The organism is Prochlorococcus marinus XMU1406 (assembly GCF_017696055.1).
GTDB classification, from domain to species: domain Bacteria; phylum Cyanobacteriota; class Cyanobacteriia; order PCC-6307; family Cyanobiaceae; genus Prochlorococcus_A; species Prochlorococcus_A marinus_W.
The window spans coordinates 463,684-478,739 of sequence record NZ_JAAORG010000003.1; the positions used below are offsets into that span (position 1 = coordinate 463,684).

A 15,056-nucleotide genomic window follows, 5' to 3' on the forward strand; every position below is an offset into this window, starting at 1 on the left:
GACTTATTTTAAATTGATAAAGTTCATTAACTCTTTAATTGGTTGTGGAGGCCATCTTCTAATTTTTTTTAACCACTCTTCATCACTATATCTAGGATCTAATTCAGTTACCGCTATCCAATTACTCTCTGCGTTGCCAGATTGACCCTTGGACCAATTCAAAGCTGTTAAAGCTGCCCTAGCATCTGCAAAAGTTGGATAACGTCTAATTAATTTTTTTAATTCTTTTTCAGATTCATTAATATTACCCAACTGAAAATCTGCTAACGCCATACTTGACCTAGCCATAGCAAATCCAGGATTATATAAAGCAGCTTTTGAAAAAAAATCTCTTGCTTTTTCCCAATCTGATGTAGATCCCTCTACATTAGCCAAATTATATAATGCAGAAAAATTTGTACTATCTTGCGAAATAACGAAAACATAATCTTTTTTGGCTTGTGACCATAGACCCAATGCTTCCTCTGCTATTCCCCTGTTAATGTAAGGATCTATTTCACTAGGATTCAGACTTATCGCCTTATTTTGATCCTCTATTGATCCATCTACATCTCCTATAACAAGTCTTACATTTCCTCTATTACTGAAACCTGCAGCATCATCAGGATAAGAATCGAGATATTGATTCCATTTTTGTAAAGCGAGATTAAATTGCCCGCCTGAACTTAAATCTAACGCATTTTTAAACAAATCCTCTCTCAAAGATGATGAATAGCATGGCGCAATAAAAAAAATATTTGAAAAAACAAAAATTAATACAAAACAAACCTTAACTTTTTTAAAAGTTATCATTTTTTGAATCAATGTACTTCTTTCCTAAAGCAGTAAGCAATCTTCCTCTAGGAGTTCTCATGAGAAAACCAATTTTGATTAAGTATGGCTCAACTATAAATTCTAACATTGAAGAATCATCACCCAAGCCAGCTGCAATTGAATCAAGGCCAATTGGACTATTATTGTTTTGATTAAGAAAAGATAAATAGTGTCTATCTAGAGAATCCAAACCTTTTTCGTCTATTTGGTATGAATTTAAAGCTTTTTTTATTAAATTCGCAGAGATCATATTAGTTTTCTTGACAACTTGAGCATAATCTCTAATTCGTCTTAATAATCTTAAAGCAATTCTTGGAGTCCCTCGAGATATCTTTGCTAAATCATAAGATGCTTCATCATCTAAATTAAGGTTTATTAATCGGGAAAAATTAAAAATAATTTGTTTTAATTCATCATAAGTATAAAATTCAATTTTCTGAGATATACCAAATCTATCTCTTAGAGGGGCACTTATTGAGGATAATTTAGTAGTCGCGCCAATCAGAGTGAACCTAGGAAGATTTATAGTTCTGCAACGGGTTCCTCGATTAGATCCCATAGTTAAGTCGAGTCTAAAATCTTCCATTGCAGAATATAACAACTCTTCAGTTAGTCTATTTAAGCGATGTATCTCATCGATAAATAAAACTTCACCTTCTTTTAATCCAAGAAGTAAACCTACAATATCTCTAGGTCTTTCAATAGCTGGTGCAGTTGCTATCCTACATTTTGTATTCAATTCATTGGCTATCAAAAAAGCAAGAGTAGTCTTACCTAAACCAGGCTGTCCATATAAAAGAGTATGCTCCAAAGGTTCTTTTCTAAAAATTGAAGCATCTATGGCTATTCTTAAAGATGATTTTAGTTTTTCTTGGCCAATAAATTCTTTAAAAGTAAGAGGCCGAGCTAAGTTAAGATTTTTATTTCTCTTTTCTTCTGGAATGATTTTTGAATCAACTAACCTAAGCTCTTTTTTACGAAGAGAAAACTCATTATCGCCTATATTGGAAGAAATTATTGCCATAATGAAAGGTTAATTGCAATTGTTCTGAGTAGAAAGATTTTTTACAACAAAAATGGCAAAAAATTCAAACAAAGTTAAAAAAAATACTAATAAAGAAAATAATTTTAAACTTCTAGCTGAGAATAGATATGCAAAATTTCAATATGCAATATCTGAAACAATCGAAGCTGGAATTGAGCTTTTAGGGACTGAAGTAAAGTCCATTAGAAACGGAAAAGCAAATTTAAGAGATGGGTACTGTTCATTCAGAGATGGTGAGATCTTATTATTAAATGTTCACATTTCACCACATAAAAATGTGGGGTCTTTCTTTAATCATGATCCATTAAGAAATAGAAAGTTGCTATTACATAAAAAAGAAATAATAAAAATGAAATCCAATACTGAAAAAAAAGGAATGACTATTGTTCCACTATCTCTTTATTTAAAAGGCTCATGGATCAAACTAACTATTGGAGTCGGCAAAGGGAAAAAATTACATGACAAACGCCAAGATGAAAAACAAAAAAGTATAAACAAAGAAATTAACTCTGCACTAAAAAGATAAAAATATTACGCAGAATTATTGAAACTATTAATATAAACTGACTGAACTTGGAGGTGGGGAAGGATCTGGATCTGCAATTAGCATATGCTGTAATACAGTTTCAGGCCTCTCACTATCTCTCCAGCGAATTTTGTATGCAGGCATTTTTGTACCTCTACTTGTAGTTTGCTCTACTGGTTCAATAACCCATCCTCTTCTTGATCGACCTTGAGGATTTCTTTTTACTACTGCATCCGCGTGTTTGAAACGGAAACCAACACGTTCACCACTCATTTAAAAATTTCGTATTGGATTAATTTATTTATTTTACTTCATTCAAGGGTAATTTTTCAGTTTTTTTTGAAGTTATTTCTGGTTTTAACAATGGGAAAGGGATTACATCTCTAATTGATGCGCTGTTAGTAATTAACATAATTAGCCTATCAATGCCTATGCCTAATCCTCCAGTAGGAGGCATGCCAATCTCTAAAGCATTCAAGAAATCTTCATCTATACAGTGAGCCTCAAGATCTCCCTCATCTCTAAGAGATTGCTGTAATTGCATTCTTTCTCTTTGATCTACTGGATCTATTAACTCACTAAAGGCATTTGCTAGCTCTCTTCCAACAATGAATAATTCAAATCTCTGAACCATCTCTTTATTATCAAGATGAGGCCTAGCTAAAGGAGAAATTTCAACAGGATAATCAATAACAAAAGTGGGTTCTATAAGTTTTGATTCTACTTTTTGCTCGAAGACTTCATTTAAAAGTCTTCCCATAGTATTGACTTTATTGGATAATTCAACATTTATACTTTTAACGGCTTGTTTTGCTGCTTGAAAGTCTCCCCTGAAAGAATCAAAATCAATCCCTGTATATTTTTTGACAATATCTTTCATGGATATTCTTGACCAGGGTTTAGAAAAATCAATTTCTTTATTTTGATAATTTATAATTAGAGACCCACATGCATCAGCTACGACATCTTTAACCAATTCTTCTGTTAAATTCATCATATCGACATAGTCAGAAAAAGCTTGATAAATTTCAACTGAGGTGAATTCTGGATTATGCCTTGTACTTATACCCTCATTACGGAAGATTCTTCCCAATTCATATACTTTCTCAAATCCTCCAACAACCATCCTTTTTAAATGTAATTCTGTAGCTATTCTTAGATACAGCGGAATATCTAATGTATTATGATGAGTAATAAATGGTCTTGCTTCAGCACCACCAGCTTCAGATTGCAGAATTGGAGTCTCTATTTCTAAAAAATTTCTATTATCTAGCCATTTTCTTATAAAAGTTATACATTTTGCTCTTGTTTTAAATACATTTTTAGAGTGAGGATTCACTATTAAATCTAGATAACGTTGCCTATATCTTTTTTCAATATCAGTCAATCCATGCCATTTATCTGGTAAAGGTTGTAATGATTTGGATAACATTTCCCATTTTTCTACTTTAATTGAAAGCTCACCTTTATTAGTTTTTTTAATAGTTCCGTGGACGCCTATCCAATCACCAATATCTACTATTTCCTTGATATCTTCAAAAGAAAGTAATTTTTGTTTTTCTAAATTTAAATTAATAACCTTTTTTTCTAGATAAAGCTGAATCTGACCATCTTGATCGCTTATTGTGAAAAAGGCAATTTTACCCATTACCCTTTTTGCCATGACTCTACCAGCGAGAGAAACGCTAAAGTCTTCCTCTTGACCATTTTCTAAATAATCAAATTTTTGAATAAGAAATTTTGTAGTATTTGAAACTCTAAAACTCTGTGCGTAAGAAGCAAATCCTTTACTAGCGAGTGAATTAGCTTTTTGTAAGCGTGCTTCTTTTATTTCAGACAAAATTTATTTTAATATATTTGTTTTATTTAATAAAATTATCAAACTATGGCTCAACTTGCCAAAGATGTTGCAGTTTCGCCAACTCTCTGAGATGCGTAACCAATTCCCCTAACAGTTAATATTAATTCTGGATTTCTTGGATCTGGTTCTAATTTCCCTCTTAATCTAGCTACATATACATCTACAACTCTTAAATCTGCAGCTCTACGAGGAGGGTAACCCCATAGCTGTTCTAATATTTCTGCTCTAGGAACAACCTTTCCAGGCTCATCAAACAATAGTTCTAAGAGGCTAAATTCAGTGTAAGTTAAACTAATTCTTTCTCCCGCTCTAGAAACTTGTCTGCGATTAGTATCAACAACTAAACTTCCAAATTTCATAACTCCTTTTCCTGAAGGAACTTCTTTAGTTTCAGTAACCGATACAGTTGGGCCCATTCTTCTCAAGATGGTAGCTATTCTAGCCTCTAACTCTTTTGGGCTAAATGGTTTAGATAAGTAATCATCAGCACCTAAATCCAAACCTGCAACTCTCTCTGAAATAGCCTCTAAAGCGGTTAGGAATATTATTGGGACTACTGATTCAGCTCTAATTCTTCTACAAACAGCAAATCCATCCATTTTTGGAAGCATAACATCAAGAACTATCAAATCTGGGGAATCCCTGTGAAAAGACTCTAGAGCTTCTTCGCCGTTAGTGGCTGAATAAACTTGATATCCAGCTAGTTGAAGCCTCGTAACTAATACCTTCAAAACTGCTGGTTCATCATCAACAACTAAAATTCTTGCTTTTGACATAGTTAAAAAAGATTTCTCGATATTTCAAAGCAAAGAACTATTGCATTGAATGTTTATTCTAACAATTAAAAATATAACATTACGAACCCTCAAAGAGATATTCCTAAGGTTTACAAATATTTTAAATAATTTGAAGATAAAAATTTTTTTAAACACTTTTTCTTATTGAAAAAATTTATTACTGCAATTTTCTTCTTGAAAATTTAAACATTCTTAAAAATTGGGAGCAAATAAAAGGGGCAAAAAACCCTGTCAAAAAAACTTCAGCTAAGATATTTTTAACACTAGGAATCAACATTAAAAAATTACTATCTGAAAAATCTCTAAACAAAATTTGTAAAAAATAAAGAGTCCCACATAAGAAACTTCCAATAGAACAAATTAAACCATACCTAAAATGTCCCACCAAATTATCACTATGTAATTTAATTCTCCCAAACCAAAATCCACAAAAAATTAAGCCTGGTATCTGAGTAAAACTATTATCTAAAGTAAGAGAATCTAAAATTAGACCTAAAAACAAACCAAATATTAATCCATTGATTGATCCATTAATCATTGACCAAGGCAATAACCAAAATAACGGCCAATATGGCTGAACACCTAAAAATCCAAGCCAACTAGGGTGCCACAAAAAAATAATTGGGATAAGAATAAAGTTTATTATGGATAATTTTTTTAAAAAAAATTTATTCATTAAATATTTACTTTCAAAATTTGCACCCAATCAATTACATGAGGTTTTGCCAAAAGTGAAATTTTTGCCGTTTTTTTTGCTTTCAATGTCTCATCTACAGATTGGACAATACCAATAGGGATATTTGGAGGTAATAATGTACTAGCAGGAGATGATGATACAACATCTCCGACCTCAATATCAGCATCTTTTGAATAAAGTATTAGGCTAGGATAATCATCTCCTAAACCTACCAATAATCCATTCATTTGAATTCTATCCACCCAAACGCCTAACTTACTTTCTGGAGAAGTTATTAAAGTTACCGACGAAGTGAATAGAGAGGTCTCTTTTACTCTTCCTAATAATCCACCCGGACCAATCACAATATTTCCAATATCTACTCCATCCTTTGAACCTTTGTTCAAAATTATTTGTCTCCACCAACTACCTGTTTTTCTCGAAATAACTGCAGCTGAAATATGATATTCACTAGATGATCCTTGAAGAGATAAGATTTGCCGCAATCTTATATTATCTTTTTTAAGAAGATTTAACTTTATTAAATATTCTTGGTCTATACTCTCAAGAACAATATCTTTTTGATATTGACCAGGCCAAAAAGGCTTTGAAACAAAATAATAAAAATCTTTATAAAAAGATCCTTTTGATATCCTTACAAAAACCAAAAATAAAAAAATTACAAACAATAGCCAATTTCTCTTTTTATGCCACCAACGACTAGTAGAAATTCGTCGGATACCAAACATAACATTAATCTCTTATGGCATTCCTTATAAATTCTGGAGTGTCAACAACTCTTTTCAGTTTTTTAAAATCATCTAAAACCTCTCCACAACCATTTACTACGCAAAGCAGTGGGTTTTCTGCTATGTGAGTAAAAATTCCTGTTTCATCGCTCAATAAATCATTAATGCCTCTCACTAAAGCTCCACCTCCTGCAAGCATAATCCCCCTATCAACTATGTCTGCAGCAAGTTCCGGGGGGGTTCGCTCTAAAGTTCTTTTTACAGCTTCCACTATTTTGCTAAGTGTTTCAGCCATGGCTTCTCTAATTTCTCCTGATGTCAAAGTGACTGACCTAGGTAGACCAGATAAAAGATGTAGACCTCTAACCTCTAAAGTAGTTTTATCAAAATCGTCATCTGGAAATGCAGATCCAATTTTAATTTTGATATCTTCTGCAGTTCTCTCTCCAACAACTAAGTTGTGAACTTTTTTAAGATATAGTGCAATTGATTCATTTATTTCATCACCAGCAATTCGAACCGACTCACTCAATACAGTTCCACCTAAACTTAATACTGCAACTTCAGTAGTACCTCCACCAATATCGACAATCATAGTTCCAATTGGCTCTGTTACTGGCAATGATGCTCCTATTGCTGCTGCAACGGGTTCATCAATTAAATGAACTTCTCTAGCTCCGGCTAATCCAGCTTCTCTTACTGCTCTTCGCTCAACACTAGTAACTCCACTTGGAATACCAATCACTATTCTTGGGGCTACTATCCCCTTGCCTTCGTTACATTTTTGGATAAATGTTTTTATCATTTGTTCTGCAGCATCAAAATCTGCGATAACACCATCCCTTAGTGGTCTTACTGCTCTTATATTGCCAGGGGTCCTTCCAAGCATTAACTTTGCTTCTTGACCAACAGCTAATGGTATACCTTCTTCTAAATCCATAGCTACCACAGAAGGCTCTTGTAAAACAACGCCCTTTCCTGATACGTGTATAAGAGTATTGGCCGTTCCCAAATCTATGCCAATATCTCTAGAAAATTTAAATCTGTTAAAAATCACAATAAGAATTCCTTTTATAAATAATATATCTATTTTTTAGTAAGCTCTCATAATTCTGTCGTTTAGTTATGAATAGCACGCAAAACTTTGAGCAGAACCTGGAAATATGAGTAGTATAAAAAAAAAAAATTATGGAAATTAACACTATTAACCTTGTAGGCAGAGCAGGGCGAGAACCAGATGTCAGATATTTTGAATCTGGCAGTATCGTAGCAAATTTCACTCTTGCAGTTAACAGAAGAAGCAGAGATGAAGAGCCCGACTGGTTTAATTTAGAAATATGGGGTAAGCAAGCACAAATAGCCGCAGATTACGTTAAAAAAGGATCTTTAATTGGAATTACAGGAAGCTTTAAAATTGATAGTTGGAAAGATAAAAATACTGGGGAAGATAGATATAAGCCAGTTGTTAGGGTAGATAGATTAAACTTACTAGGCTCCCGAAAAGAGTCCGATAATAACCAATATTCTAATAGTAGTAATTCAAGTGAAATCCCTTTTTAAGCTCTCTTTTTTTTAAAAAATCTAATAAATATTCTTATAAAAAAATATAAGAAAATTAAAATTAAAATTGGCTTTAAAACATATTTGATTTGATCTAAGTAAGTTTCAATGATTGTATAATTTTCACCAAATAAATAACCTGCATAAGTTAGAAGTGCTACCCATATCAAGCTCCCACATGTAGTCCAAATCAAAAATTTTCTTAATGGCATAAGTTCTATACCAGCGGGAACTGAGATTAAAGTTCTTATACCTGGTACTAATCGACCCCAAAAAACTAAAGAAACCCCGTATTTATCAAACCACCTTTTACTTTTACTTAAATCATTAGAAGATATACCCAGATATTTTCCTTTTTTATTTAGAAAAGTTGAAAGTCTTTTTTCATTTACTAATCTACCTAAATAATACCAAGGCAATGACCCTAAAATAGTTCCAATTAATCCGGAAAAAACTAAAATATAGAAATTTAATTTTTGTTGATAAACGAAAAACCCTCCCAAGGGCATTATTATTTCCGAAGGAATTGGAGGTATTATGTTTTCTAAAAACATAGCCAAACAAATAGTAAGGTATGCAATTGTTGAATTCTTTTCAACAGCCAAACTAATATAGTCGGGTATTGAAGTAAGAAAATTTACAAAAATTAAACTCAAACTTAATATCTATAAAGCTCTGGTTTATAAGGTCCTTCAACAGAAACATTAATATAATCAGCTTGTTCCTTAGTTAATTTTGTTAATTTTGCGCCAATTTTATCAAGATGTAATCTAGCTACCATTTCGTCTAAATGTTTTGGTAAAACATAAACCTCATTTGTATATTTTTCTGACTTATTGAAAAGTTCAATTTGAGCTAATACTTGATTAGTAAAAGAATTACTCATAACAAAACTTGGATGTCCAGTAGCACATCCTAAGTTAACTAATCTACCTTCAGCTAAAAGAATTATTTTATTGCCACTCGGTAAAGTTATGTGATCAACCTGCGGCTTAATATTTTCCCATGGATAATCTTTCAATGAAGCCACATCAATTTCATTATCAAAATGGCCGATATTACATACTATGGCCTCATCTTTCATCTTGACAAGATTTTCGTTTGTTATTACCTGATAGTTCCCAGTTGCAGTAACAAATATATCTATATCTTCCACGACATCGTCTAGTGTAACTACGCTAAAACCTTCCATTGCTGCTTGAAGAGCACAAATTGGATCCACTTCAGCAACTTTTACAATTGCACCAAGTCCTCTTAAAGACTGGGCTGATCCTTTACCTACATCTCCAAAACCCATTACTAAAGCAACCTTCCCAGCAATCATCACATCAGTGGCACGCTTTATGCTGTCAACTAGAGATTCTCGACAGCCATATAAATTATCAAATTTGCTCTTAGTTACTGAATCATTAACGTTGATAGCAGGAAATGGTAAAGCATTTTGCTTTTGAAGTTGATAAAGTCTTGCAACTCCCGTTGTAGTTTCTTCAGTAACACCAATGATATTACTCTTAATTCTAGAATAAAAGTCACTATCATTTTTCAACTTGGACTTAATAGAATTGAATAAAGCAATTTCTTCTTCATTACCGGGATTATCTAAAACAGATAAATCTTTTTCTGCTTTACTACCAAGTATTAATAAGCCAGTTGCATCTCCCCCATCATCAAGAATCATGTTTGGAGAGTCTGAACCCCAATCAAGGATATAGTGGGTATACTGCCAGTATTCAACAAGAGTCTCACCTTTTTTTGCATATACAGAAATTCCTTGATCTGCTATGGCAGCAGCCGCATGATCTTGAGTTGAAAAAATATTACATGAAGCCCATTTTACTTCTGCACCAAGATCAACAAGAGTTTCTATTAATACTGCTGTCTGAATAGTCATATGAAGACTCCCAGCTATTTTCGCACCTTTGAGTGGCTTCTCAGATTGATATTTATCTCTAAGTGCCATTAATCCTGGCATTTCCGTTTCGGCAATCTTAATTTCTTTACGGCCAAAATCTGATAAGGAGATATCAGCAATAACGTAGTTTGGTGTAGAGGTTTTAACTGAATTGGCTATAACCATATCTAATAAATTGTTTTTCTATTAAACTATAGATGATTTTTGTACAATTTTGTGTTTGTTGAGAATTTAAAAGAAACTATAAATTTAGGAAAAAAACTCTCACACAAATTAAATCCCCAATCAATTGTTTTATTACAGGGTCCTATTGGGGCTGGGAAAACTTCATTTGTGCAAGGGATTGCTCAAGGCTTATCAATCTCTGAGGACATTACAAGCCCTACATTTGCTTTATCGCATCACTATAACTCTGGAAAAATCCCACTAATTCACCTTGATTTATACAGGTTAGAAAATGTTTCTTCAGCAAAAGAAGTTTTTTTTTCAGAAGAAGAAGAGGCAATACAAAGACGAGCTATTTTAGTTGTTGAATGGCCAGAATTGGTAGAACCAGTTATTAATAATTTTTGGAAAATAGAAATTAGTTACGCAAAAAATTATGGAAGACACTACGAAATAAGAGATCCCAAAAATTTATTAACCTTCTCATAATATGGCTGTTGCTCGATGGCGCCTTCACCAAGACAAGTTAATAATCCACAAACACCTGCGAACTTAATAAAATCTTCTATCTCTAGTTGCTTTGAAGGATAGCCAAAAGAAATTAATTTTGAAATTAAGCCTGCTAAAAAAGCATCGCCTGCACCAGTTGTATCAACAATTTTTTGTGAAGCAGGAATTTCGGTAATTCCCTGTAATCCATTGATATACCATACAACGGGATTTTTTCCATCAGTTATTACTACATCTGGTCTGTTAGACAATTGTTGAGATATTAACAAGGGATTTTCATCCTCAAAAAACAAAGTTGCTTCTTCCTTAGCAAGTTTTAAAACATTTGCATGATTTAAAAATTTCTTTATTAAATTAACTCTCGCGGCTTTACTAATTTCTGATGAAAAACTTGAATGATCCCAAAAGACCTCTCTCCAATTCAAATCAATGACTATTTTGACTTCAAATTTTTTAGCCTGTTCAAGAAGAAAAAAAATAGTCTCTGCCGATATTGGAGATGATAATAAAATCGTTCCCGTAACCAAATATTTTGTTTCTAGAAAAGATTTCTCCAAATTTAAAATTTCTTTTTCAATTAATTTCTTACTAAGAACTTCGTCTGCAAAGCATGCATGTGAACTTTCCTCAAAGCCTGAAAAAAAACGATCTCCAAATTGATCTCTATCTACATTAACCACGCGAGTAGATGAATCATTATCTAATTGCAAGAAATCTAAATTAACGTCCAATTTATTAAATTGCTTAATAAATTTTTTTCCATAATCATCACTACCCAAACATCCTATGAATGTTGAATCAATTTTTAATTTTCTTAATGCACAAGCAACATTAGCCGGCGCACCACCCAAAAAATCTGTAAATCCCTGATTTGACTTATTTCTTATTCTGTCTATTAAAGCCTCTCCAATACATATGACCTTTTTCTTTTTCATAAAATGAACGCTTTTTCTTAACTAAGAATAATTTATTAAAAACGAATAATTTTTTTTTGAATTAAAGTTTAATTAAAAGAATTTTCATAGTGTCTTTAAATAAATCTGAAATTTGGGAGTGGAAAAATTGGGAAATTTCTTGGTCTTTATCAAGAGAATCTACTTCTGAAAAAAATATTAAAATTTTATTAGTTCATGGGTTTGGGGCATCAAAAAACCATTGGAGATATAATCAAGATTTTCTTGGTAAACTTTCTAACTGCTACGCAATTGACTTATTAGGATTTGGGAAAAGCAGTCAGCCTAGTGCTTTATTAAATTATGAACCTTATAAAGAAAACTCAATTAAATATTCTTTTGACTTATGGGGTAATCAAATATCAACGTTTTGTGCAGAGGTAATAAAATCTCCTGTTTACTTGGTAGGAAATTCAATTGGTGGTGTTATTGCATTGAAAGCTGCTGAAATCCTCAAAGATAGTTGCAAAGGTGTCATTTTGATTGATTGTGCACAAAGAACTATGGATGATAAACGTTTACAAAAAAGTGATATCTTAATGAATCTACTTAGACCCATCCTTAAAACAATAGTCAGACAAAGAGTAATTAGTAATACACTTTTTACAAGAGCTGCTAATCCAAAAGTTATAAAGAAAATACTTGAACAAGCCTACCCTTCAGGAAAGAATATCGATAAAGAATTGATTGAAATACTTTATCAACCCTCACAAAGGGAAAACTCTAAAGAAGCATTTCGTGGTTTTATTAACTTATTTGATGACTATCTTGCTACTGACCTTTTTGATAAAGTTGATGCCCCCATTCAATTAATTTGGGGAGAAAAAGATCCTTGGGAATCTTTAAATGAAGCAAAAGAGTGGAAGAAAGAATTCAAAAATATTAAGAGATTAGATATTATTAATGGGGCTGGTCATTGTCCTCATGATGAAGAACCTGAAAAAACAAATAAATTAATAAATGAATTTATTCAAGAAACAAAATAAGCTTCGACATTATCACTAAGTCTTCTCAAGCCTCTTAATCCATCTCTTTCTAGGTTTCTTACTCGATCTCTGCTTATCCCTAGTACCCTTCCTATCCCTGTAAGAGACATTGGCTCATCGCCATCCATTCCGTATCTCATCCTTAAAACTCTACATTGCAGATCAGGTAATTGATGTAAAAGAGAATGCAAATCACCTCTCATACAATCCATCTCTATTTGTTCGTCTGGCAAATCCTCGCCCCCTGCCAGTAAATCTAACAAAACAGTGTCTTCACCATCACCAACTTTAGTTTCAAGACTGACTGGCTGCCCAGCTTTACACATTAAATCTTTAACGTCATCTTCGGGAAGCTCTACGTATTTCGCAAGCTCGCTTACAGTTGGAGTTCTAGACATTTCTTGACTGAGCTCTCTTTGACCTTTTTTTAACTTATTCAACATTTCAGTTATATGAATTGGCAGCCTTATTGCCCGACTTTTTTCAGCTATTGCTCTTGTAATACCTTGCCTAATCCACCAATATGCATATGTTGAAAACTTGTATCCTCTGGCCGGATCAAATTTTTCAACTCCCCTCACTAGTCCTATAGTTCCCTCCTGAATTAAGTCCAAAAGTTCCATATTTCTTTTTGTATATTTTTTTGCAACACTTACAACCAATCTTAAGTTAGCTGCAACCATCCTTTCTTTAGCTCTCTGTCCAGCTCTCAATCTTTTTTTTATTATTGACGTAGATAAGTCTAATTTATTTGATAAATCATCAATACTAGGCTTATCTCCTGTAAATTCAATAATTTCCAATTCTGCTCTTTCAACTTCCATGTACTCTTGAACTTGTCGACCTAGAGTAATTTCTTGCTCATGCGAGAGTAAAGGAACTCTTCCAATATCCCTTAAGTATGATCGAACAAGATCTACATCATTACTAGCTTTTATAGTTGCGATTGATGCTAATTTATTTTCACTTATTGTTTCAGAAGACATGAAGATTAAATGTTGTTTTGTAAACAATACCATTAAGAAATGTAAAGTTAAACAAAAAAATCCACATTTTTACAAAAATGAGAATAAATACCTAGTCAATTCAGACTAATGAAGAGCTTAATAGCCATTTTGCCGTACTGAGATAAATAAATACACCAGCAATATCAGTGACAGTTGTAATAAAAGGAGAAGACATTAAAGCTGGATCCAATTTCATTCTGTCAAACAACAAAGGGAGGATCGCTCCTGTTGTAGCAGCTAAAGTTGTTATAGATATTAAACTTATCCCCACCGCAGAGGCGATCAAAGGTCCTTCTCCTTGCCACCAAGCGAAGGGAAATACTACAAGCATCATTAAAACTCCTAAAAGAGCGCCTGTTATTGCCTCCTTAAATACTGCCTTAATTGCACCAAGAGACTTCAATTTTTGAGTACTTAAACCTCTAATGACAACCGTTGAACTTTGAGCTCCAACATTTCCCCCAGTGCCTATAAGAAGTGGAATAAATGCAGCTAATAAAACTATTTCCTTTAATATTTGGTCATTCATAGCTATAACTTTTGTCGTTAAACCATTTGCAAAAACCAAAATTAATAACCATAAAATTCTTCTTCGAGCAATCGTAAACAAACTACTTTGGAAATAATCATCTTCATCTCCAGGTTGTACTGCCCCTGCTGCATAAATATCTCTTGTAGCTTCTTGTTCTATAACATCAATTAAATCATCGACAGTTACTATCCCAACAAGTCTTTTTTCTCTATCAACAACCGGGAGTGCTAAAAAATCATATCTTTGTATTGCTCGAGCAACCTCTTCTTGATTCGTATTGGTAGAAATATTAACTACATCTCTTGTCATAACGTCTCCAATTGGCTTAGAAGGATCAGCAGTTACAAGGTCTCTTAAAGAAAGAATACCAGTTAAATGTCTTTCTTTATCTGTAACGTATAGGCTATAGATAGTTTCAGTAAATGGAGCTCTTTTTCTAACTATGGCAAGAGCCTCAGATGCTGTTTGCATCTCTTTAAGATCTATAAATTCAGTTGTCATTAATCTTCCAGCAGTTTCAGGCTCATATCCAAGTAATTCAGCTGTTACTTTTCTTTCACCAGGACTAAGAGCAGATAGAAATTTGCGTACAACTTTTGCAGGTAATTCATCAAAGAGTTGAACCCTATCATCAGGAGACATTTTTTCAACGATTTCTAAAACTTCTCCTGAACGAAGTCTTTCTAATAAAGTTTGCTGAACTACTGGATCTAAATATTCATAAACCTCAATTGCTTCATTTTTCTTTAATAATCGAAATGCTAATGCCTGCAATATTTGTGGAAGGCTTCCAATAGCATCTGCAATATCAACCGGTTGAGAAGGCTCTAAAAGCAGCTTTGCCTCATCATAATTTCCCGCGATAAGCAATTCTTCAAGTTGTATAGTAATGTTTTCTCGTGTACTTAAATCAGTAGATAAGGATGTAACTGTTTCAAGATTATTTTCCTTCATAAATATAATC

General features: G+C 33.0%; 17 protein-coding genes. 4 read left to right on the forward strand and 13 right to left on the reverse strand.

Annotated elements, in window-relative coordinates:
* Positions 1-3: 3 nt before the first annotated feature.
* Together HA149_RS08965 and ruvB are read right to left on the reverse strand one after the other, a co-directional pair.
* Positions 4-792, reverse strand: a complete 789-nt coding sequence (locus HA149_RS08965) for a tetratricopeptide repeat protein (protein WP_209114964.1) — start codon at positions 790-792, stop codon at positions 4-6.
* On the reverse strand, positions 779-1,837 hold the full coding sequence (gene ruvB / locus HA149_RS08970; RefSeq protein ID WP_209114966.1) for a Holliday junction branch migration DNA helicase RuvB: 1,059 nt from the start codon (positions 1,835-1,837) through the stop codon (positions 779-781). Before ruvB ends, HA149_RS08965 begins: the two co-directional genes overlap by 14 nt.
* A gap of 52 nt (positions 1,838-1,889) precedes the next feature.
* Between ruvB and smpB the strand changes: the two genes are divergently transcribed.
* A complete protein-coding gene (gene smpB, locus HA149_RS08975) occupies positions 1,890-2,384 on the forward strand; it encodes an SsrA-binding protein SmpB (RefSeq protein WP_209114969.1) in 495 nt (164 codons plus the stop codon).
* 27 nt (positions 2,385-2,411) lie between these two features.
* Here smpB and HA149_RS08980 read toward each other — a convergent pair whose 3' ends face one another.
* From HA149_RS08980 to HA149_RS09005, 6 genes are all read right to left on the reverse strand, one after another.
* Positions 2,412-2,657, reverse strand: a complete 246-nt coding sequence (locus HA149_RS08980; protein ID WP_209114991.1) for a hypothetical protein — start codon at positions 2,655-2,657, stop codon at positions 2,412-2,414.
* Positions 2,658-2,685: 28 nt separating this feature from the next.
* The gene (gene lysS / locus HA149_RS08985) at positions 2,686-4,224 is read right to left on the reverse strand and encodes a lysine--tRNA ligase (RefSeq protein WP_209114993.1); all 1,539 of its coding nucleotides are present in this window, start codon (positions 4,222-4,224) and stop codon (positions 2,686-2,688) included.
* 50 nt (positions 4,225-4,274) lie between these two features.
* Positions 4,275-5,021, reverse strand: coding sequence for a response regulator transcription factor RpaB (gene rpaB / locus HA149_RS08990; RefSeq protein WP_075536992.1), 747 nt, complete (start codon positions 5,019-5,021; stop codon positions 4,275-4,277).
* Positions 5,022-5,199: 178 nt separating this feature from the next.
* Positions 5,200-5,718, reverse strand: coding sequence for a hypothetical protein (locus HA149_RS08995; RefSeq protein WP_209114995.1), 519 nt, complete (start codon positions 5,716-5,718; stop codon positions 5,200-5,202).
* Positions 5,718-6,467 (reverse strand): rod shape-determining protein MreC, encoded by a 750-nt coding sequence (mreC, locus tag HA149_RS09000; protein WP_209114998.1) that lies wholly within the window; start codon positions 6,465-6,467, stop codon positions 5,718-5,720. Before mreC ends, HA149_RS08995 begins: the two co-directional genes overlap by 1 nt.
* A 4-nt stretch (positions 6,468-6,471) precedes the next feature.
* Positions 6,472-7,524, reverse strand: a complete 1,053-nt coding sequence (locus HA149_RS09005) for a rod shape-determining protein (protein ID WP_348535644.1) — start codon at positions 7,522-7,524, stop codon at positions 6,472-6,474.
* A gap of 131 nt (positions 7,525-7,655) precedes the next feature.
* Here HA149_RS09005 and HA149_RS09010 point away from each other — a divergent pair, with 131 nt between their 5' ends.
* Positions 7,656-8,027, forward strand: coding sequence for a single-stranded DNA-binding protein (locus tag HA149_RS09010; RefSeq protein ID WP_209115001.1), 372 nt, complete (start codon positions 7,656-7,658; stop codon positions 8,025-8,027).
* Here the strand turns inward: HA149_RS09010 and HA149_RS09015 are convergent.
* A complete protein-coding gene (locus HA149_RS09015) occupies positions 8,024-8,683 on the reverse strand; it encodes a DedA family protein (RefSeq protein ID WP_209115004.1) in 660 nt (219 codons plus the stop codon). The genes HA149_RS09010 and HA149_RS09015 overlap by 4 nt on opposite strands.
* Positions 8,684-8,685: 2 nt before the next feature.
* Positions 8,686-10,104, reverse strand: a complete 1,419-nt coding sequence (ahcY, locus tag HA149_RS09020; protein ID WP_209115013.1) for an adenosylhomocysteinase — start codon at positions 10,102-10,104, stop codon at positions 8,686-8,688.
* A gap of 51 nt (positions 10,105-10,155) precedes the next feature.
* Between ahcY and tsaE the strand changes: the two genes are divergently transcribed.
* A complete protein-coding gene (tsaE, locus tag HA149_RS09025; protein ID WP_209115030.1) occupies positions 10,156-10,593 on the forward strand; it encodes a tRNA (adenosine(37)-N6)-threonylcarbamoyltransferase complex ATPase subunit type 1 TsaE in 438 nt (145 codons plus the stop codon).
* Here the strand turns inward: tsaE and HA149_RS09030 are convergent.
* Positions 10,551-11,549: a carbohydrate kinase family protein gene (locus tag HA149_RS09030; RefSeq protein ID WP_209115032.1), complete on the reverse strand. Its 999-nt coding sequence runs from the start codon at positions 11,547-11,549 to the stop codon at positions 10,551-10,553. The genes tsaE and HA149_RS09030 overlap by 43 nt on opposite strands.
* Positions 11,550-11,638: 89 nt before the next feature.
* Between HA149_RS09030 and HA149_RS09035 the strand changes: the two genes are divergently transcribed.
* Positions 11,639-12,553, forward strand: a complete 915-nt coding sequence (locus HA149_RS09035; RefSeq protein WP_209115040.1) for an alpha/beta fold hydrolase — start codon at positions 11,639-11,641, stop codon at positions 12,551-12,553.
* Here the strand turns inward: HA149_RS09035 and HA149_RS09040 are convergent.
* Together HA149_RS09040 and mgtE are read right to left on the reverse strand one after the other, a co-directional pair.
* The gene (locus tag HA149_RS09040) at positions 12,538-13,539 is read right to left on the reverse strand and encodes an RpoD/SigA family RNA polymerase sigma factor (protein WP_209115046.1); all 1,002 of its coding nucleotides are present in this window, start codon (positions 13,537-13,539) and stop codon (positions 12,538-12,540) included. The two genes, HA149_RS09035 and HA149_RS09040, sit on opposite strands and share 16 nt — an antisense overlap.
* 100 nt (positions 13,540-13,639) lie before the next feature.
* Positions 13,640-15,046, reverse strand: coding sequence for a magnesium transporter (gene mgtE, locus HA149_RS09045; protein ID WP_209115048.1), 1,407 nt, complete (start codon positions 15,044-15,046; stop codon positions 13,640-13,642).
* Positions 15,047-15,056 lie beyond the last annotated feature (10 nt).